Genomic DNA, 18,421 nt, shown 5'->3' with positions numbered 1-18,421 from the left:
ATATGAATGCTGTGTTGTTTGGGAAAAAAGCGATCGTTACGGGAGGATCTAGAGGCATAGGATTTGCCATAGCTAAGCTTTTTGTTGAGCAAGGTGCTGATGTTGAAATATGGGGGATAAATGCTGAAGGAGGCAAGCAGGCTGCTGAAGAGCTATCCAAATTAGGAAGATCTGCGACTTTTGCTAAGGTTGATGTTGGTGATAATCATTCTGTAAAAGATGCTGTTCAGAATTTTATTTCTGTACATGGTAATATTGATATTTTAGTAAATAATGCTGGGATTACTCGTGACAATCTTTTAATGCGTATGTCTGAAGAAGAGTGGTCCTCTGTTATTAATACTAATTTAAATTCCCTATACTATGTCTGTTCAAGTGTGATTCGTTCTATGATTAAGGCTCGTTCGGGGTCCATAATTAACATTAGTTCTGTTGTTGGTTTAATGGGAAGTCCTGGGCAAACGAACTACGCAGCTGCAAAAGCGGGTATTATAGGGTTTAGTAGAGCTTTAGCAAAGGAAGTGGCAGCTAGAAATATTCGAGTGAACTGTATAGCCCCAGGATGTATTGATACCGATATGACCAAGGTGTTAAATGATAATTTAAAAACTGAGTGGTTAAAGAATGTTCCTATGGGAAGGATGGGGTTACCTGAAGAAATTGCTAATGTTGCGCTATTTTTGGCTTCTCCCTTATCTTCTTATATAACTTCTCAAGTATTGAGTGTTGATGGGGGTATGACTCACTAAATAGGTTACAAACGATCTAACTTGAAAAATTAGATTCAGGTTGTCCTTCTTTTTTCAGGAAAATTTAGATAAAACATAAAGGATATAGCAATGAGTTTAGAAGATGATGTAAAGTTAATTATAGTTGATCAGCTTGGCGTAGATGCAAGTGAAGTAAATGAGAATTCTTCATTTATCGAAGACCTTAATGCTGATAGTTTAGACCTAACAGAGTTGATAATGACTTTGGAAGAAAAGTTTGACTTTGAAATTTCAGAACAAGATGCGGAGAAGTTACGTACTGTAGGCGACGTTATCACATATATTAAAACACGTCAGGGTGAGTAGTTCTATTATCCTTTTGGGGTGCGTTTGTCTTCTTAGTGTATTATCTTTTCACTAAAATAGCGCACCGTTTTCTTTATATTCTTATATAAAACGTTTCTCTTTTAGAATCGGGTTTAAGATACAGGGTATCTGAAACTAATCTGCTTTGCGTAGAGTTCTAAAAGAGACAGAGCTACAGAAGGACACTCTTCAACAATACTAAGAAATTGTCCCTTACTTAAAATTAAAGTTCGAACTTGGGTTATAGCCTCAGCGTTATATTCTCGATGCTTATTGCTGAATAAGCTTTCTTCTCCAAAACATTCTTGTGATGAAATTGTAACGGATAGGGAAGAATTATTATCCGTAATTTTGACATAGCCTTCTACTATAATATATAGGCTAAAGCTTGGTTCATCCTTAGAAAATATTTTTGTCCCAGGCTTGAAAATCATAACTTCAGTTTTATCTGAAATAGCCAGGAGAACATCCATATCTAAAGAGTTGAAAATAGGATTTTTCTTTATAAGGAAAGCGCGGTCTATTAGATTCATCAAGAGACTCCTGGCTAAATAGTAAAGAAGTGAACTAGACTTGTAGAGTCGTTTTGATTATGATTTTCATTTTCTTCATCTAAAGTCGAATACGGTGGCGTGGGTTGAAAATCTGCATCACAGCTTGCTAGTTCTTCTTTTAGCTGTCTGGATGTAAGTTTACTTAAATATGATGGAGAGTTTTCCATCATATTCAATAACTCTTTTAAAGTTAAAGGAATAACCCCGCATTTTAAGTAATATTTTTCACTGCGATTGCCGGTATCGTTAATGAAAGGATCTAGCAGAGAAAATAAGTAGTCTTCGCAGCTCTTTTCTAAAGATTCTAGAGCTTGAGCTTTTGCCTTTTTATTTTTCCCAGTCAGAGCTCTTATAAGAATATCTGAGTGTTCTATGGAGCCTAAAATTCCTAAGAATTCAAACATGAAGTTCACTTCTGATTGATAATTGGATTCTAAAGTATTAACTAATAGGCTGAGATTGTACTTTGGATAGGATTTTTGAATATAATTTTTATGATAGTCGTAAAAAATAGCCTTCAAAGCTTTGGCTTTTACAATTCTATAAGCGTGCTTCTTAAATAGTTTATTATCGATTTTACATAGAGCTTTTGCTGCAAGAATACGACAACGATTGTGTACGTTATTATCAGAAAGAATCTGAAGAAGTGAGGAAGCTGTTTCTTTAGGAAGATCTAAGATGATAGACTCTGCGTATTTCCTAGAGGAACTTTTTAATAATGATGTGGTAATCAGGAACTCTTTAACTAATGAAACGTCTAAGATAACTGCGATGGTTTTTAATAGATAATAGCAAGCTTCCTCGTTATGAACGTGATGTTTTAGAATTTGTATCAGTCTTTTGCAATAGGGTTTATGAGAGGCTTTTACTGATGCCTGTAGAGCTTTACATGTTTGAATAAAAATCTCATGACTTGCGTTATCCAAAAACTCCATTAAGAAGGGGAAATTATCTGGATTTTTTTCTAGAGTTAGAATAGAAAGTCCTATGGATACTACTTGAAGATCTGGAGAAGAGAGCAATTCTTTGAGTCGTGAATCTGCAATATCACGATATTGTCCTGTAATTTCCTGGCGACGAACAGTAAGAATTGCTGCTAGAAGTCTATCACCGGGATCGTCATAAAGATCTTCAGAGATATCAGAAATTTCTAATAAGTCATGTTTTGCAAAATAGAGATGTATTCCTGTAGCTATTGAGGGATGAGGGGTGGTTGATGACCATCGCTTCAAAAGCTCTAGAGTAAGAAAATCCTTAGCCCAAAGACTATTTTTTAACATTTCCATAGTTTTTAGCTTGCTGGGCAGGCTAAGTTTATTCATATGGGATAATAAACTAGGAAGAACACTACGGCTGCCAAGATTAAGTAAGTGTTGGAAAGCCAAGATTTGATGTCTTTCGTGCTGATGTTTTAGATGAGAAAGTAGTAGAAGCTCGGTCTGTCTTTTCTCCTTTAAAGTCATAGCTTTTATCCATTCTACCATGGTCTTTTTCAGATAGATGGCTTGAGAAGACAGATTTCTTAGAATAGCTTTGGCGTAATATGAGCGCAACAAATAGGCTAGAACTACCGTAATAATGGATATGATAAGACAAACTTTATATTGGGCGGAAGTAGTGAAACACACGAGAGCCCATGTGAACATGCCTATGGGTTCAATAAAACACTCGATCCCTATTCTAATTTGGTTTCGGATTCTATTGGGAACACCGTAGATTAGCAGCTGCAAGTTATTATCATCTAGGGCGTAGGTAAGACCCTCCCTTGCTACCATACCTATAGTGGCAATTCCTACTGAAGTTTTGCAAGACCAACAGAGAAAAAGACTGGTGAAGCATAGTGGAGCAAAGAGAATAATGTTATTTACGCCGATATTTTTAACAATTCTGCTATAGGCAAATAGAGCAAAACACATATTTGTTAAAGAAATCCACGACGACCACTTGGTTATATGAGCTGTCAGTTCGTATGTATTCTTATCAGCGAAGTGCTCCTCGAAAATTTTTAAATAGTTGAACTCTGTTGCTATAGCGAGCAGTTGCATTAAAAAGTAAAAACATAGCAGGTAAAAGGTGTAACTATCCTTTAGACAAAGCTTAAAAGCTTTGGATATGGATGGGGGATGGCCCGTATCTAAGAAGTGGTCATGATCTTCCGAAAGTTCCTTTAGAGTTTTAGATACATAGTGCACTAGTGGGAAACAGCATAGTAGAATTACTATAAGGAGTATCAGAATTCTTTCGATTCCTATGTATTGAATTCTATTAACGATTCCTGAACCAATAGCATCTCCTAAAAATATGATAGCATTAAATACGCTAAAATGTCTTTTAGCATCCTGAAGGTTAAAGAACTGATCTACGAATCCCCAGAAATTCGTATACGCTAGTATGATTAAGTTCCAAGATAACATGCGATAAATAAGTAGTGGTGTAGGTGGAATTTCTGCGCACGTTGCTGCGTAACAAAGGAGGTAAAGGTTACACGCAATCATGCTAGTTATTGGTATTAAAAATAGCGTTTTTGGTGAAACTCTTTTTTTGAACAAATTGTAAAGAATTAGCGAGGAAAAGAGGCACAGAATGGACGATGATCCCAGATAAAAAGATGGGAGCCCTTCCGTGCCTACATTTTCTAGAAAAAGCCCTTCGCTTAACGCAAGAGATCCGTAGCAACCAATACCCCAGATTAATCCCAAAATCAGGAATAAAAACGCTCTTCTCTCTTCCCCGTGATGTAAATTTAGTAGCAAACGAAGGGCTTTTCGCATGACAAACCCACCTAAGAAAATAATATATTAACTGATAAAATTAATTAATTTCAATGTGGGTGTGAGGGATTAAAGAATAATAAATTTTTTATATACTTTTATTTTTAATTTCCTGTTGACACGACTTCGATAGGCAGGGGCCTGTGATGTCGAATTAGGGTCACACAAAGTACGCTAACAAGGCAAATAACAGCGACTATAGAGGCGCTTACAATAGCCCATATAGTATTGGATGTATTGACTAAGAGAGCAGAGGCTTGGGGAAGTACACCGGCAAGACCTAGGGAAGCTAGAACAATAATAATAATAGCAACAAAGGATATTGCTAGAAGGAAAGCAGCTAGGGCCATAGGACCGCTACATACTCCAGTAGGGGAGGACAATCCCTGAAGTCTTGTCTTCATTGCTGTAACCTCGGTTCTTAATTCAGAAACCGTGCCAGAAGTCGCTGCCATATGAGACTGCATTATGCGCATGAGATAATTGTGATCTTGGCTGCTGGCAGAAGGAAGAACGGGGAGGTGTGCCCCCCAAGTTTGCTGTAGACCCATTAGACCTGCTTGAAGAGCAGCCAATTGCGATGAAAGATCACTAGCATTTAATAAAGGAGACGACAGCGTGGTATCGGCTGGATTTTCGTTTCTTACAGAGGTCATGATGCTTAACTTCTCCTAAACATTTTTTTGCAACAATTAAGTTTCTATTTAAGCCAAATTGGCCTTATAGATTGCTAACCTGTTTTTTAATAAAGAGGTGATAGATAGTGAGCAAAGAATCATTATGGAAACCGATGCGCACGAAATAATGGGTAAGGATATACAGGCGCCAACTGTGTACATATTAAGCACAGAAATAAATAGTGGGAAACCTCCGCAAACAGCAATGACGCAAATAATAAGCATTGTGATAGCGATTAGAGCTAAAATGGTTAATGCTATGGCTGTAAGCTTGGCACATGGAGAGGGTTTAGCACGCCCTATTACATAACCGGAACTGGCTGAATTAGAGGTGGATTCTGATTCTGAAGTTCGTTCTAAAGCTGATTGAATTGTCAGTTGTACAACTGCAGCTAGACTTTCTTCTAATTCACCTATTTTATCTTTTAAATGGACCATATCTGTTGCCACATTATTTCCTGTGGTAAGAGATAGGGAGGAGTTCTTCTCTATTTGATTAACTTTTTCTTCAAATTGTCGCACCTGTTTTTCTAATTTACTTATTCTTCCGTCGAAGCTTAATAAAACTCTATTTAACCCCTCCGAATCTTGGGGTTGGTTTGAAGAAGATAGTGGTGTTGACATGCGATTCCTTAAGTTGTCTGGGAAAAACAATAAAACTTAGGACAGAATATCTTAGATTAGGGAAATATATCAAGATATAAGATTTTAGTTTTCTAAGTTGTGCAAAGAAAAGCATTTAGAAAGTTTTTTATTAAAACACCATAAAATAATTAATCCCGTAGACCACTGTAAAATTAGACTAGAGAGACTGTAAACGGATATGGGATTCCACCAGTGACCGTCTTCTGGAAAAAGACCTTCATAAAAATACCAACACAATAAAACGATTCCTTCAACAGGAAGTAGGTATTTTACCATGAGATCAAAAGATTTGTTGAGGCGAATATCACCCGGAACAGAGTTAATGATTTTCTTTTTTAAATGAGAAAGTCCGTAGTGCATTGCGGCATAAATAAAAATAAGACCGTTAATAATTAGTCCTATTCCCCAAACTGTGTCTTGGTTAGCAAACACCGCAAGACTTAAAGATGAAGGCACTCCAAGGATAAAGGCAATAATTGTGGCTGATAGCTCTGCTGTACATTTTTTTATTCCAAATTCGGAAAGTGTTTGAGTCAATAGAAATAGCATTGAAATCATCGATGAAAGAGCTGCTGTTGCAAAGGCTAAGAAAAATATAGAACTGAAGACGGCTGCTAAATAGTCTGGCCCAGGCACTCTTGTAAATAACTCTGGCAAGTAAATGAAGGCTATACCAATGCTCGATGATCCTGCACCTTGCTGTAATTGTGTTGTCCCTAAGACATCCAGGGAAGCACAGGTGGAAAATACAATGATTCCCATAATTAGGGAAACAATGTTGTTCGATATTGCGGTGAGGGCCCCGTTGCTCACAACCCCTGTTTTCTTTGAGGCAAAACCTGAATATACCAAAAGCAATCCCCAACCGGCTCCTGTATCCCAAGCATTCTGAGTCAGAGCTTCCAGCCATAATTTGTAATTAGACAAAGATGCTAGATCAAAGGAGAAGAGTTGCTTGATCCCCTGCATAGCATTAGGCAAGGTAATAGCTCTAAGGAGTAGTATTAGGGTGCAAACAAAGAATGAGGGGATAAGAATTTTATTACATTTTTCAATTCCCTGCACGATACCTTTGCGAATGATCATGTAGGCTAGAAATAGGGATAGAAAATGAAACAATAGGGGGAAGGAGCTCTGATAGTGGGTTTCCCATAATTGAGAAAAATTATTTCCTGCGTAGATTTTCCCTGAAATTGAGTAGTAAAAATAGCTTAACCCCCATCCTACAATATTAGAGTAGTAGGCTAGAATACAAGTTGTTACTAGAGTGACAAATCCTCCTAACCAGGCGTATTTTGATCCGGCAAGCTTAATTAACGTGCCTATAGGGGCTTTTCTCGTTAATTTTCCTAGAGAAAGTTCTATAATAATCAGGGGAATTGACCAGATAAACAAAAACAAAAGCCAAATTAAAATAAATGCTCCGGAGCCGTTTTGTGCTGCAATTCTAGGGAAGCGCCAAATATTACCAGCACCGACAGCGATGCCCATCATAGAAAAAATAAATCCGAGTCTAGAAGAGAATTGGTTTTGATGTTTGTTCATTATACTTGTTCTAATTCAATAAATTTATTTGAAAAATATTTGTCGGTTACACTAACAACACAGCAATCAGACCAGACGTTTAAAGCTGTTTCAATCATATCTAAGACAGTATAGAAGGGTAGGATTAGCCCTAACAAATGTAAAGGAATGTGCATTGAAGTAATTAACGAGGATGCCAGGAAAAAACATCCCATAGGCACACCAGAATTTCCAATAGCACATAAAGTCGCAATGAATATCCAACTAATCATTGAAAAAAGAGAAAAACTAATACCATTTGATGCGGAAACAAAAAGCACGGTAATTAAAATAAAGGCAGCACAACCATTCATATTGATTACAGAGCATAGAGGAAAAGCAAGTCTGGATAGTGCGGGCTTGATTTTGATCTCCTCTTCAGCCAGCTCCATGGTTAGGGGAAGCGTAGATGCCGAAGATTTTGAAAAGAAAGCCGTAATTAAAGCTGGAGACATTCCCTTGGCAATTTTGATGGGTGAAAGCTTATTTGCTTTCAAAAGCCACGGTAGGACAATAAACCCTTGAATTAAGTTGGCCCCCACTACGCAAAGAAGATATTTACTAAAAACGACTAAGTTGTCTTGGCCCTGAGAGACTTCCTTATAAAATAGAACGGAGAAGGCCAGTGTTGCTGGAACAAGTAATTTAAGAACTCCTTTAGCCACATTCAAAAGTATAGAGAAAAAAGTTGAAAATAGGGTGTGGGTGAAGTTCTTTTCTTTTTCAGGAAGAAAAAGGGATGCTATTCCTAGTAAGGCAGCCAAAAATGTGGCTGAGATAACATTGTTGTCTAGAAAAGGCTCTAAAATATTTGCAGGAATTGTGTTTGACAATATCTTTAGGTAACCAGTTGAACAAACTGTTGAAGAAGACCCCACAGCGTTTTCTAATGGCATAACGGGATAAATAATAATAAATAATCCTAGGCCAACTGTTGCAGATATAATTGTAGTAAGTAGCGTATAGTATAATACTTTTCTCCCAACGGACAACATTACTTGAAAATTTTTGATAGAGGTAATTGTTGATCCGATAGCAAAAAATACTAGGGGAAGGCTTAAAAATCTTAACAACTTTAAAAAAATTCCTGATATGATTTCCGCGCTTTGAAATACCAGGGGAGAATTAAAGGAGGCTAGAGCCAACCCTAACAACATGCTTCCTAACAACAGGAGATTGTAATTCGATTTTGCGAGCTTCTTTTTCATGATTGGCACTAAAAATTTTTAATAAAAGCGTAATGCGAGTATACTAGCTCGAGCATTTCTTTTCTTTGAAATTGAAATAAAATAAAACTTTTTAAAAGTGTAACATGTCTTGTTTTAATTTGCCCACGGTTAATGAAAAATTAACCCCCGTAGGCCCCAGTAATTTTCCAGATGAAAAAGAGTGGAAAAGTGTATTTCAATCCAAGATCACAAAAAACGCTCGCACCCATTTGGATTTAGAGAAGTATCAAGCAAATCGTCAAACACGTGTAGCTTTATTAGCGTTGTCTGTATTGATAACTTTAATTCTATTGGCGATGCTTCTTGGGACTTTACAAATTCAAGCTTTTGTTATGACTTGGGTCTCGGTTGTTGTTGCTGTGGCTATTCCGACTCTTCTGCTCTCAGGAGGGATGTATGTTTTACACAGAATTAGTAAAAAAGTCGATATCCTTTCAGGTTCAGTAATTAAACCCTTTGGAAACAGGGTTTGGGCGCCTATGCCAGTATGTTATTACTCTAAACCAAAAGCTGGGGAAAAGGAGCGTATACAAGAAAGGGTTCAGGAAAGTCACATAGATTTGTCGACTTTAGATGAAACAGGATCTGGTGTGGCACTAGTGTATTACTATCCGGAAGGCGTAGATTATAGAATTCCTACTTTTGTTTTTCCTTTAATCGCTGCTCCTTTTCTAGTTCTTATTAAGATGATTTATAATTTGATCAGATTTATCGTGATTCCTTTTCATATACTTCTGCAAATGGTTATCCAGTGTTTTTCTCAAAATAAAATACCACAAGAAGACCGCTTTATTTTTAAAGATATTATTAGAGAGATGGCGAGGTCTTTGGTTAATTTTCTTAGGGCGCCTTTCTATGGTACGGCTTCAATGATGACAGTCTTTTATGGATTGCTGAATCCTTTAGGAGGTCGTGTTGCCTACGCCTGCGTAGAAAGAGATTGGAATGATGATATCATTCGTTCTCGTGGCTTATGGTTATGTGCTCCCCAACGCAATTTTAAATTTGAGGGTGGGGGTACACGACAAGGGCTAGGGCAGTTTAGTCAATATCTAATTGGGTGTTTTCAGCCTATAAGTATGTTCTTATTTAAAAATGGGCACATTGTTTCAGGAACCCATACATCTGCTCAATACTACCCCGATTTGAATCTGCCTGTTTATCCTGGAATAGCTGTCGTTACTGCTCCCAATTTGGATGATAGTGAGAATCCTGGGGAAGAGCCAATCAGCACAATATTTTAATTTGTACATGATGGTTTGTTTAGAACTTTCTCATGTAAAATATTTTTGATGAAAAACTTAAATGCGTTAGACTGGTCCCTAAGTTTTTCTGGTGGATACTTTAGTATTGAACATCTGAGTATCAGTTTCGAAATCCTCGGCTTTTTTCTCAGAAAATCTTAAACATAATATATTGCTTGGGATTGTATCCGGAGTTAAGGGTAGAATCTTAATCTTTTAGAAACTCCTCTGTAGATTATATGAGGAAAAGAATATGGCAGTAAAGCAGTCACAAGATGGGATCATCCTTACCTTTCATTTCTTCTAAACAATTCTATAGAGAATCCGAAACATTTGATGAATTCGGCTATTCTGAGGCTTCGATAAATTTTCTTATTTCTGAGTTGATTGATCTAGAAGAAAGTTCGGAGATTAGCGAGGGTTACCTATCAATATCTGAGAGCTTATTAATGCTTGCTCGAGACCATATTGTGGTCTTGAAAAAAGTGATTTTCTATGGAATGAAATACGGTATTAATAAAAAAAACTCTCAAATTTTGATTGATGTTTTAACCTACATGGATCTCTTGTTCAAAAAGCTGGGAATAAGCTCTTCGGATAGGGTCTCCCTGTGTTCTGCTCAAATATGTGCGAATTATGAATTATTTTCCCTAACCGGAGACGCTACATTTCTTGATAAAGTTGTCAAAAATGCTCACATTTTAGACCAATTGCTGAAGATTAATCCTCATTTGCATGATAGACTAGGTTGGGGACATTTTTGCGAGGGAGACAAACATGAGGAAGTTTCTCATTTAGTCTCTGCGTATGTATATGAAGCTCTAGGTAAGACGTATCTTACATTGTATTATAAGAGCAAAGAAACCGAAGTTCTCGTGCGCAGTTCTCAGTATTTTTCTAAGGTGTTAACCCTGGTTTCAAATCGAGCAAGTGCTCATGCAGATTATGCTGAATGTCTACAAATTTTTGGCTTACTATTTGGGAAATCTTCTTATATACAGCAAGCTATAGATCATTTGTCTCAGGCTATTTTTCTTAGTTTCAATCGCCGTTTTGATAATATCTCTTATGAGAATTACCGCTATAGCTATGCCGTAGCTGTAGTGCGATTATTCGATGTTACTTATGAGAAAGAGCATTTTCATCAAGCTAATAGGATACTGTATCAAACTGTTCAGGCGTGTCCTCATATTGCTGAATTATGGGTGGTATGGGGAGAGTTGTTAATTCGTTCTGGTTGGCTGAACAGCAATATGAAACACATAGAGATAGGATTGGATAAGCTGGCCACGGCTCAAAAAAAAGGAGCTGATCCCATTATGCTTTCAGCTCTTCTAGCTAATGGTATAGCGATATTAGGCCTATATTTAGAGGAGCCAAATTTATTTAGGGAAAGCCGTTCGCGACTAGTGATGGCCATGAAAACTTTCCCTGGAAATGCTTATTTAGTTCAGGCATTAGGGGTGATACAGCTTTGTTCTGCTTTATATTTTGGTGATGATGCGACGTTTGCAGCTTCGGCCTCTTGTTTTAAATCTTGTATTGAATGGGAAGCAGATAACATTAACAGTAGACAAAAGTTATTTGATGTATACTTTGCGTGGGGAGTAAGAAAAAAGAATGTGAGATTACTTCAGAAAGCTGTTAGTGTAGCAAAGGGACTGTGTTCTTTGCGCCCCGAGGTATTTTTATTTTGGAGTGATCGAGGCCTCGCTCTAAAATGCTTAGCTGAAGCATCTACTGATCTTGCTTATAAGGAAATTTATTTAGAAGAATCTTTGTTGTACTATCGTAGAGCTTGGGATCTTTCTCACCGCATGGAGATTTTAGAATTGTGGGGGCATTCCTGCTACTTATTAGCTGATCTTCAAGAATCCTTGGATTATTATGATAAAGCTTATGCTCTATTATCTAGTATAGATGAAGATAGACTGTCTTTTAGAGCTAAGATTATTCTCGCTTCCACTCTTTTAAGAAAAGGGAAACTATTGCAAGATGAGACCCTAGTTGAAGAAGCTTTAGTTATTTTAAATTCGTTAGTAGGCGAATATCCTGATCAAGAGGATTTATTACTCTTATTAGGTGAGGCCTGGCTATTTCTATTTTGGAAACGGCATTGTTTCGAATCCGAAGAATTAGTTAGGGTGTATTTAGAACGGGCTATAGTCCTGGGGTGTAGCGAAGCCTATTACACTCTAGGTAAATTTTACGCTGTTAAAAAAGATATCAGTCAAGCCTGGGCTATGATAATGCGTTCTGTAGATTTTGGATTTAAAATCACAGAATCACGATGGCAGAAAGATCCCTGTTTAGCAAATTTGCGAGATGGACATGCGTTTCATGAAGTCGTGGCTAATCAAAGAGGTAAACTATGGTGGGCGAGCAAAACAGAGGCGAAGAGAAACTAGACACGGCTCTTGGTTCGGGAAACTTAATGGATTCGAAAACTAGCCATTTAGATGATGAGCTAAGTTTTAAACTGGAAAAAGCGTTTACGTGTTTATCTACGGATATACATTCCCACGATCTTTCAAAGATTGTTAGTGAATATAATCCTATAGATTTAGCCTATGCAGTGTCTTGTCTTCCTCCAGACTCACGTGCTATTCTTTATAAAAATCTATCATGTATAGCCTCTCGAGTTGCTTTTATTATTAACACAGATTCGGCTTCTCGGTGGGCTATTTTCCGTAAGTTAACAGACATAGAAGTATGCGCATTAATTGATCAAATGCCTCCTGATGAAGCCGTATGGGTATTAGACGATATTCCTGATCGACGTTATCGTAGAATTTTAGAATTAATAGATTCTAAAAAAGCGTTGAAAATTCGCGATTTACAAAAACACGGACGCAATACTGCTGGAAGACTCATGACGAATGAGTTTTTCGCCTTCTTAATGGAAACTACTGTGAAAGATGTTTCTGCGTGTATTAGAAATAACCCCGGAATAGATTTAACGCGTCTAGTTTTTGTTTTAGATTTTAAAGGAGAACTTCAAGGCGTTGTTACTGATAGAAGTTTGATAATTAATCCCCCAGAAATCTCCTTGAAGCAGATTATGAATCAGGTAGAGCATAAGGTTTTGCCTGACGCAACTAGAGAAGAAGTTGTAGATTTAGTAGAACGCTATAAAATTGCAGCTTTACCAGTTGTTGACGAAGAGAACTTTTTAATAGGCGCAATTACCTATGAAGATGTTGTAGAAGCTATTGAAGATATTGCCGATGAAACTATAGCACGTATGGCGGGAACTACGGAGGACGTTGGGTACCACAGTTGTCATGTGGTTCAGAGATTTTTACTCAGAGCTCCCTGGTTATTGGTTACTCTTTGCGCGGGATTGGTTAGCGCTTCGGTTATGGCATATTTTCAGAAAATTGCTCCGTCATTGTTGGCTCTAGTAATTTTCTTCATTCCTTTAATTAATGGTATGTCTGGAAACGTAGGTGTTCAGTGTAGCACGATTTTAGTCCGCAGTATGGCCACTGGAACGCTTTCATTTGGACGTCGTAGAGAAACTATATTCAAAGAGATGAGCATTGGTTTATTAACAGGTGTGGCTTTGGGTATTCTTTGTGGTATTGTTGTTTATCTTATGGGATTCTTGGGAATGAATCTTTTTTCTGGAGGGGGATTGCAACTTGGAGTTACTGTAGCTACCGGAGTGTTGGGAGCGTCGTTAACGGCTACAACCTTAGGAGTTCTTTCTCCGTTTTTCTTTGTAAAATTAGGTGTAGATCCGGCTTTAGCTTCGGGACCTATTGTTACGGCGCTGAATGATATTATGTCGATGGTTATATTCTTCTTGATAACGGGATTCTTGAATTTTTTCTTTTTCAGTTAGTTATCCTTTTACTATTTGATGAATTAAGTTCAGAATTCCATTCGCAATGATTTTTGTTTAGGCACGCCATTTACCGGCTAAAGTTCCTTCATTCTTTAGGGGAGCAACCTTGCTTTTTTGAAGAATATCAAAGCAGCTTCTTAAAAGATTTTTAAGGAACTGCTTCGATGTTTTCTATCAGGCTTATTTGACGAGTTTTTTATGTGCGTAGTAGATGCCAAAAGGTATCATACAATTTATAGAGAAAGCCAATAGTAGAAAGGCTGAGTACCCTATTTTACCCGCTCCAGATAACAAAGAGACTCCTTGAGGAGGTAAAAAGCTAATCCATAAAACAAATAAGCAAGAAAGTATTCCCAAGATAGAAAGTAGACAGATGCCGAAAAATTTTCCGGGAACAGAATAGAGACGTTGAGCCTTTGGCTCTTTAATACGCAAAATTGGACCTGCAATAAATAAGCAAATGTACATAGCTAAATACATTTGTATGCTCAATGCACTAAGAATCCAATACGCCAGATCTGCAGAGTCTAGACATAGGAATATCAAAGTAAATAAAGTCACTACGATTGCTTGAAATAGCATTAGGTTTGTAGGGACATTTTTTGCGTTTACTTTTTTAAACATTCTAGGGAGGCAGTCATTTTGTGTGGAAACAAATAAGCCCTTGGTTCCAGCAAACATCCAAGCATTAAGCTCTCCTAAAGATCCAGCAATCGTCATAACAACAATGATGCTAGTCATCCAAGAAAGATTATACTTATCAAAGAATAGAGAAAAAGCTTTGACTAGCCCAGAAACTAAACTGATCTCTTCTTTCGGAATCACAATGGCTATAGACAGCGATCCCAAAACTAGAATAGCTAATGTAGAAATCGCTCCAATAAGTACAGCTTTAGGGTAGTTCTTTCTAGGATTTACCATATCCGAGGCCAGGTTCGCATTGGCTTCTAATCCGCAGAGAGCTAGAAGCATTCCTGCGAGTAATACAAAGGAAGACATACCATTAATATCAGGAAGTAAATCTCTCCACGACAAGGAAATGGCTATAGGATTTCCCGTCATGATCCAAAAAATAGCCAAGGCAACTAAAATTACTCCTGGGATCAAAGTTCCTACGATAACGCAAATCGAACTAAATAAAGCTGATGTACTAATCCCAAAGAAATTAAAAAAAGTCAGTCCCCAAAATCCGGCAAGAATAACTATTGCCAAATAGACTTTGTTATGGGCTAGTTCTGGATTAATTTTGTACACTAGCGTACTTGCAATAAATGCGAGCATTGCAGGGTACCATGTCATGTTATGGAACCATTGCATCCATATAGAGAAAAATCCCCACCACTTTCCCAAGGCATCGCGAGTCCAAATATAAATTCCTTGGGGTTTAAAAGACGCTAATTCAGCTGAAATAAGCGCATAGGGGATCATAAAACAGCCCACGGCTAGAGCATAAAAGAAAAGAGTCGATAATCCGTGTTTTGCTGTTAGGGGCAAGTTCCTTAAACTAATAACTACTGCTAGAGATAACATTCCAACAGTAAATGTTCCCAGAGGTTTTGAGGGTTTTGTATGGGTATGCATAAAAGCCTTTTCTTTAGATTACGCTATTGTGATGCTCGGATCTAAATAAATGTCTTGAACCAAGTTTAATAATTGTACGCCTTCAGTAAGAGGTCTTTGAAAAGCTTTTCTTCCCAAAATAAGACCCATACCTCCAGCTCTCTTGTTAATCACAGCTGTTTTTGCTGCCTCTGCAAAATCATCCTTTCCTGAAGGGCCTCCGGAATTAATGAGTCCAATTTTGCCACAGTAGCTATTAAGTACTTGGTAACGGCATAAATCAATTGGATGATCTGAAGAGAGCTCGGAATATACTCTATCATCTGTTTTACTAAATTTAATAGCTTTAAAACCGCCTTGGCATGTAGGCAACTTTTGTTTTACGATATCCGCACCTAATGTTGCTCCTAAATGATCTGCCTGACCGGTTAGATCTGCAGCGGTGTGATAGTCTATCCCATTAGAGACGAAATTAGAATTTCGCAAATAACACCACAATACAGTAGCCATGCCCAGTTCTCTGGCTTTTGCAAAAGCTTGGGAAACCGCCACGATTTCTTCCGAAGATGTCTCAGAACCAAAATAAACTGTGGCTCCGACAGCAACAGCACCCATATCGTAAGCGCTTTCTACTTGGCTAAAGAAAATTTGATGATAGGTTGTTGGATAAGATAATAGTTCATTATGATTGAGCTTCAACATAAAAGGAATTTTATGAGCATACTTTCTAGAAAGTATGCTTAACACTCCATAAGAAGAAGCCACGGCAGAACAACCACCTTCAATAGCCAGTCGAATGATGTTCTCCGGATCAAAATAGATTGGATTTGGAGAAAAGGAGGCTCCCGCTGTATGCTCCACTCCCTGATCTACAGGAAGAATCGACAGATACCCAGTGTTTGCTAATCTTCCGTGAGCAAACATAGCCTGTAAAGATTTCAATACAAGATTACTTCTATCAGAATTGACAAAAACTTTATCGATAAAGTCTGGTGAGGGGAGGGTTAGATTTTCTTTAAGGATACATCTGCATTCGTATCTTAATAAATTTTCCGCGTCATCTCCTAGCAAATCATATATCTTCGACATATAGTTTAGACTCCTTAAGTGGTAACAACAGTCAGTTTGGGGGGAATCGGAAAGATTTGTCAAGAATCTTTATAAAAGATGAGATTAAAAAAGAAAAAATTATACTTTTTTAAATCTTTAAATATTTAAAATAGAATAGCACTTCGTTTGTTTTAGAGTAAAAATTAATGTCACCACCCACAATCAACCAGCCCTCCCGAGAGGACAATCCTGCAAGTACCTTTATTGAAGTAGGGACTATTATTCCTGGGGGTAGGGGTAGCGCTTGTGAAGTAAGACGATTTCAAGTTATTAGTTTAATTTCAGCGCTGGTTGCAGCCATCCTACTATTAGCCATTCTCGTTCTTCAGTTCGCTCCCGGGGTTTCTATAGCCTTTAGTGTGGTCTTGGGTATGGGTATTGTTATTGCAGCAGTAGTATCTTTAGTATCTTTCGCCACCCATTTTCTCAGAACTAGAAAAGTACTACTAGAATTAGCCAATGCTTCTGCAGAACTAAGAGATGCTTTTGCTAATTTCTCTTTAGATTTAATACGAAGCATAGAGCCTCAAAAAATCACAAGACCTCCGAAATATGGGTTAAGAACTTGGCCCACAGGTGCCGGATTAGTTGTCACTCGAGAGACAACACCAGCCCCCGACTCCCTAATACCATCCTTAATTCCCCCGGAAACGATTTCCGATCAAACCCTCGAATTAGGGGGGGCTACTTCCGAAGAAACTCTTGTGGAAGGAGAACTCACTCCAGTTCTACCTGAGGCAGTCTCCAGAGGAGATACTCCTCTTTCTCTTGAATTCTCAGATCCAATTGAATCTGCAGCGCCTCAATTTGCTGTATTGGAACCCGAGGTTATGGATGTCAACGCTCTATTTCAAAGGAACCTGTTAAGACTTCTAGATCTTGCCGAGACGGGAAATAGATACCCCTCTCTAGAACGCCATCCCAAATATCAAAAAGAACACAGGGAGAGTTGCAAGGCTTTTTCCAATCTTTGCCAAGGAATATTCAATATATACCCAAAATTGAAAAAAGGCGAAAACCCTTTAACCACAAAAGAAATGTCTTTATTGGTTACGCCGATTCTCTGTAGGAATAAGAATAACCACCCGGTATTCCGTATTACCTGCAACGCAAAAGCAATATTTTCTTCTCCCACTTGGGGAGCTTTTTGGTTGCATGATTCTTTAAACAATCCTGGAAACTTAGAAGATCTATTTCGGATTATTCATGTATTAAAGCAATCGAATCAAAACATAGAGGATCCCGAAAATCGAAGAAAAGCCTACACAGCGACTTTAATAAGTATAAACATACTGCTTTCAGGTTGGTGTTTATGTAATCAGAATCTGGCAGAAAATATAGTAGGTTCCATACAAGTATTACCAGTGTCTAATGAAATTAAAATGCTTGTTTGTGAAATGTTGAATTCTGGAAACGTTCTTGGGGCTTTAGTACTTTTACATGGGAACAAAAATCCAGAGATAAAGTCTATTATGTGCATTGATGATGTAGATGCTGGGGACAGTTCTCAGAGAGGTCCTGATATGTTATTTGAAGCTATCGATCCTTATAGTGTGCGAGCAATTACAGTAATAGGAGATTTGGCCGAAAGAGGACAAACAGGTGATGAAGATCTTGCCGTGCAAGCCCGAAGAATTCTTAATCAATTGGGAGATCAATTGCCGGGGAACCTACTAGGCCTAGCCGCTTATCTATTCCAAAAAGGCGATGCAGGGAAGACCTTAGCAGAAACATTAGAATTCTTTGCCGAACACCCGCCAACATCTACATCAATGATTTTCTCTTTCCTACAAGCTATACGTGAAGCTCCCAAACTGCAGTCCTGTGTTAAAACATACCTTCCTTATGCAGGGAAGGAGGCTGTGGGCTCTATTTTGTCAACCCTCATCTTGGGAGGGTATACTTTAGGACTATTTACCTATAAACAAATTGATGGGTTGTGTGGCACTTTAGGGATCTCTGACAGAGAACTCATACGCCTCATTCAATCTGGAAAAATTGCAGAGACTATTCTGCCAAACCTTTTAAAATAAAAATGTGTTTCAGTTCACGCATTAAAAGATATCGCAAAGTAGGGGATTATCTAACTGTAATCCCTATTCACTTTTTATATTTCACACATTAATATTGATTTCAACTGAC

The 18,421-nt window shown here is 37.8% G+C and carries 14 protein-coding genes; 6 read left to right on the top strand and 8 right to left on the bottom strand.

Annotated features, from left to right (window positions below; genetic code table 11):
* The first annotated feature begins 2 nt into the window (after positions 1-2).
* Positions 3-749 (top strand): 3-oxoacyl-ACP reductase FabG, encoded by a 747-nt coding sequence (gene fabG, locus CF_RS02645; RefSeq protein ID WP_011458073.1) that lies wholly within the window; start codon positions 3-5, stop codon positions 747-749.
* A 90-nt stretch (positions 750-839) separates the two neighbouring features.
* Complete coding sequence (acpP, locus tag CF_RS02640) at positions 840-1,076, top strand: acyl carrier protein (RefSeq protein WP_011458072.1); 237 nt, start codon at positions 840-842, stop codon at positions 1,074-1,076.
* Between the two features lie 113 nt (positions 1,077-1,189).
* On the opposite strand, the gene CF_RS02635 is transcribed toward acpP, so the two are convergent.
* From CF_RS02635 to CF_RS02610, 6 genes are all read right to left on the bottom strand, one after another.
* Positions 1,190-1,609 carry a cyclic nucleotide-binding domain-containing protein gene (locus tag CF_RS02635; protein ID WP_011458071.1) on the bottom strand — a complete coding sequence of 140 codons (420 nt, stop codon included), beginning with the start codon at positions 1,607-1,609 and terminating at the stop codon, positions 1,190-1,192.
* 14 nt (positions 1,610-1,623) lie between these two features.
* Positions 1,624-4,401: a hypothetical protein gene (locus CF_RS02630; protein ID WP_011458070.1), complete on the bottom strand. Its 2,778-nt coding sequence runs from the start codon at positions 4,399-4,401 to the stop codon at positions 1,624-1,626.
* Between the two features lie 104 nt (positions 4,402-4,505).
* On the bottom strand, positions 4,506-5,057 hold the full coding sequence (locus CF_RS02625; protein ID WP_011458069.1) for a hypothetical protein: 552 nt from the start codon (positions 5,055-5,057) through the stop codon (positions 4,506-4,508).
* A 48-nt stretch (positions 5,058-5,105) separates the two neighbouring features.
* Entirely contained in the window at positions 5,106-5,702 is a 597-nt protein-coding gene (gene incB / locus CF_RS02620) for an inclusion membrane protein IncB (RefSeq protein WP_011458068.1), read from the bottom strand.
* A gap of 84 nt (positions 5,703-5,786) precedes the next feature.
* On the bottom strand, positions 5,787-7,268 hold the full coding sequence (locus CF_RS02615; RefSeq protein ID WP_011458067.1) for a sodium-dependent transporter: 1,482 nt from the start codon (positions 7,266-7,268) through the stop codon (positions 5,787-5,789).
* A complete protein-coding gene (locus CF_RS02610) occupies positions 7,268-8,494 on the bottom strand; it encodes a dicarboxylate/amino acid:cation symporter (protein WP_011458066.1) in 1,227 nt (408 codons plus the stop codon). Before CF_RS02610 ends, CF_RS02615 begins: the two co-directional genes overlap by 1 nt.
* 104 nt (positions 8,495-8,598) lie before the next feature.
* Here CF_RS02610 and CF_RS02605 point away from each other — a divergent pair, with 104 nt between their 5' ends.
* The 3 genes from CF_RS02605 (at position 8,599) to mgtE (ending at position 13,606) form a co-directional block, all read left to right on the top strand.
* Positions 8,599-9,759 (top strand): hypothetical protein, encoded by a 1,161-nt coding sequence (locus CF_RS02605; protein WP_011458065.1) that lies wholly within the window; start codon positions 8,599-8,601, stop codon positions 9,757-9,759.
* Positions 9,760-10,034: 275 nt separating this feature from the next.
* On the top strand, positions 10,035-12,167 hold the full coding sequence (locus CF_RS02600) for a tetratricopeptide repeat protein (RefSeq protein ID WP_011458064.1): 2,133 nt from the start codon (positions 10,035-10,037) through the stop codon (positions 12,165-12,167).
* A 26-nt stretch (positions 12,168-12,193) separates the two neighbouring features.
* Complete coding sequence (mgtE, locus tag CF_RS02595; protein ID WP_041468088.1) at positions 12,194-13,606, top strand: magnesium transporter; 1,413 nt, start codon at positions 12,194-12,196, stop codon at positions 13,604-13,606.
* A gap of 183 nt (positions 13,607-13,789) precedes the next feature.
* Here mgtE and CF_RS02590 read toward each other — a convergent pair whose 3' ends face one another.
* Positions 13,790-15,190 (bottom strand): amino acid permease, encoded by a 1,401-nt coding sequence (locus tag CF_RS02590; protein ID WP_011458062.1) that lies wholly within the window; start codon positions 15,188-15,190, stop codon positions 13,790-13,792.
* A gap of 18 nt (positions 15,191-15,208) precedes the next feature.
* Positions 15,209-16,258, bottom strand: a complete 1,050-nt coding sequence (locus CF_RS02585) for a class I fructose-bisphosphate aldolase (protein ID WP_011458061.1) — start codon at positions 16,256-16,258, stop codon at positions 15,209-15,211.
* 167 nt (positions 16,259-16,425) lie between these two features.
* On the opposite strand from CF_RS02585, the gene CF_RS02580 reads away from it, so the two are divergent.
* Positions 16,426-18,312, top strand: a complete 1,887-nt coding sequence (locus CF_RS02580; protein ID WP_011458060.1) for a CT214 family putative inclusion membrane protein — start codon at positions 16,426-16,428, stop codon at positions 18,310-18,312.
* Positions 18,313-18,421: the final 109 nt, after the last annotated feature.

Source organism: Chlamydia felis Fe/C-56 (genome assembly GCF_000009945.1).
GTDB classification, from domain to species: Bacteria; Chlamydiota; Chlamydiia; order Chlamydiales; family Chlamydiaceae; genus Chlamydia; species Chlamydia felis.
This window is presented reverse-complemented; position numbering and strand designations above follow the sequence as displayed.

What these genes read in the sequence shown, in the direction of transcription:
- fabG (WP_011458073.1), top strand. Translation starts at nt 3, where the DNA reads ATGAATGCTGTGTTGTTTGGGAAAAAAGCGATCGTTACGGGAGGATCT.
- acpP (WP_011458072.1), top strand. Translation starts at nt 840, where the DNA reads ATGAGTTTAGAAGATGATGTAAAGTTAATTATAGTTGATCAGCTTGGC.
- CF_RS02635 (WP_011458071.1), bottom strand. Translation starts at nt 1,609, where the DNA reads ATGAATCTAATAGACCGCGCTTTCCTTATAAAGAAAAATCCTATTTTC.
- CF_RS02630 (WP_011458070.1), bottom strand. Translation starts at nt 4,401, where the DNA reads ATGCGAAAAGCCCTTCGTTTGCTACTAAATTTACATCACGGGGAAGAG.
- CF_RS02625 (WP_011458069.1), bottom strand. Translation starts at nt 5,057, where the DNA reads ATGACCTCTGTAAGAAACGAAAATCCAGCCGATACCACGCTGTCGTCT.
- incB (WP_011458068.1), bottom strand. Translation starts at nt 5,702, where the DNA reads ATGTCAACACCACTATCTTCTTCAAACCAACCCCAAGATTCGGAGGGG.
- CF_RS02615 (WP_011458067.1), bottom strand. Translation starts at nt 7,268, where the DNA reads ATGAACAAACATCAAAACCAATTCTCTTCTAGACTCGGATTTATTTTT.
- CF_RS02610 (WP_011458066.1), bottom strand. Translation starts at nt 8,494, where the DNA reads ATGAAAAAGAAGCTCGCAAAATCGAATTACAATCTCCTGTTGTTAGGA.
- CF_RS02605 (WP_011458065.1), top strand. Translation starts at nt 8,599, where the DNA reads ATGTCTTGTTTTAATTTGCCCACGGTTAATGAAAAATTAACCCCCGTA.
- CF_RS02600 (WP_011458064.1), top strand. Translation starts at nt 10,035, where the DNA reads ATGGGATCATCCTTACCTTTCATTTCTTCTAAACAATTCTATAGAGAA.
- mgtE (WP_041468088.1), top strand. Translation starts at nt 12,194, where the DNA reads ATGGATTCGAAAACTAGCCATTTAGATGATGAGCTAAGTTTTAAACTG.
- CF_RS02590 (WP_011458062.1), bottom strand. Translation starts at nt 15,190, where the DNA reads ATGCATACCCATACAAAACCCTCAAAACCTCTGGGAACATTTACTGTT.
- CF_RS02585 (WP_011458061.1), bottom strand. Translation starts at nt 16,258, where the DNA reads ATGTCGAAGATATATGATTTGCTAGGAGATGACGCGGAAAATTTATTA.
- CF_RS02580 (WP_011458060.1), top strand. Translation starts at nt 16,426, where the DNA reads ATGTCACCACCCACAATCAACCAGCCCTCCCGAGAGGACAATCCTGCA.